We start from the raw sequence: 1,281 nt of genomic DNA on the forward strand, positions 1-1,281 counted from the left end.
AGGTCGTCGCCGGTACCGGCGGGGCGCTCGCCGCGGTGCAGCCAGCGCACCTCGACGCCCTCGGGCGCGGCCAGCTCGATCTCCTCGTCCGCGTCGGCGACTTCGACGAACGCCCAGCCCTTCGCGGTCCTCGGGAGTTCCTCCAGCCAGCGCGCGACGGCGGGCAGGGCCGTGATGTCACCGGCGAGCACGTAGCGGTCGTAGGTGTGGGGGACGATGAGTCCGCCGGGCGGGCCCGCGACGTGGACGACGGTGCCCGGCTCGACCGCGCGCGCCCAGTCCGAGGCGAGGCCGCCGTCGTGCAGGGCGAAGTCGACGTCGATCTCGGCGGTGGCCGGGTCGTAGCGGCGCACCGTGTACTCGCGCGAGGTGGGCGAGGGGCGCGGCCAGCGCAGCATGGCGCCGTTCTGCTCGGGCAGCCGCAGCGAGCCGTCCGGCTCGGGGAAGATCAGCTTGATGTGCTCGTCGGGTGAGTGGGCCTCGAAGTCCTTGGCGCCGGGGCCGCCGAGAGTGACGCGCAGGAGGCCGGAGCCGACCATGGCGGTGCGGACGACCTCGGTCGCGCGGACGCGGATCGGGTAGCCCACCTTCTCGGCGTGGCGGCCGGCCCTGACCTCGGCGATGCGCTCCAGGTGACGGTGGCGGTGGTCTTCGCGGGTCATGCCGCCCCGCCCGTCAACAGCGCGGTCCAGTGGGCCAGTTCGGGCTGCTCGGCCAGGTCGGGGAACTCCACGGCGGGCGCGCCGGCGGCGCGCCAGCGCTCGATCAGCGTCATGATCCGCATCGAGTCCAGGCCGTGGTCCAGGAGGTTGTCGTCGGGCGCGATCTCGGCGGGGTCGCAGCCGAGCAGCTCCGCGACGTCGGCGCGTATCCGCTCGGCGGACAGGGTCTGGTTCATCGGCTGGCTCCTGCGGGGATCGGTGACGACAGCGGGGACGGCGCTCCGGGCACCGGCAACGGGCGTACGTCGGGGCGAGTTCGGGGTTTCGACCCCCGCTCTCGCGCCGTTCGAGCCGACATGCGCCACCCCCCGTCTGACTAGGCAAGGCTAACCTAACTAACGAGCCAGAGCACATGCAAGTGATCTTCACGCGGCACGGCTCCGGCGCGGGGGTGCACCGGAGCGGGCGCGCCCTCCCGCGACATGACCCCACGTCACTCACGGACCGCGCCCTGGGCAAGCAAAAGGCACCCGATGGGGCTTTTGCCCATCAGGTGCCGTTTGTACGGAGGCCGGAGAAGCGGGAACTACTTGGCGGACTCCACCGCGTGGCCGCCGAA

The 1,281-nt window shown here is 72.7% G+C and carries 2 protein-coding genes; both read right to left on the reverse strand.

The window, feature by feature from the left end; genetic code table 11:
* Window positions 1-662: siderophore-interacting protein (locus tag AOK22_RS38395; RefSeq protein ID WP_055703264.1), on the reverse strand; the 662-nt coding region annotated here is incomplete at its 3' end.
* Window positions 659-898 carry a phosphopantetheine-binding protein gene (locus AOK22_RS38400; RefSeq protein ID WP_055703265.1) on the reverse strand — a complete coding sequence of 80 codons (240 nt, stop codon included), beginning with the start codon at window positions 896-898 and terminating at the stop codon, window positions 659-661. The genes AOK22_RS38395 and AOK22_RS38400, both read right to left, overlap by 4 nt.
* Window positions 899-1,281 lie beyond the last annotated feature (383 nt).

The organism is Streptomyces silaceus (assembly GCF_001419745.1).
In the GTDB taxonomy this organism is placed as follows: Bacteria; Actinomycetota; Actinomycetes; order Streptomycetales; family Streptomycetaceae; genus Streptomyces; species Streptomyces silaceus.

What these genes read in the sequence shown, in the direction of transcription:
- AOK22_RS38400 (WP_055703265.1), bottom strand. Translation starts at nt 898, where the DNA reads ATGAACCAGACCCTGTCCGCCGAGCGGATACGCGCCGACGTCGCGGAG.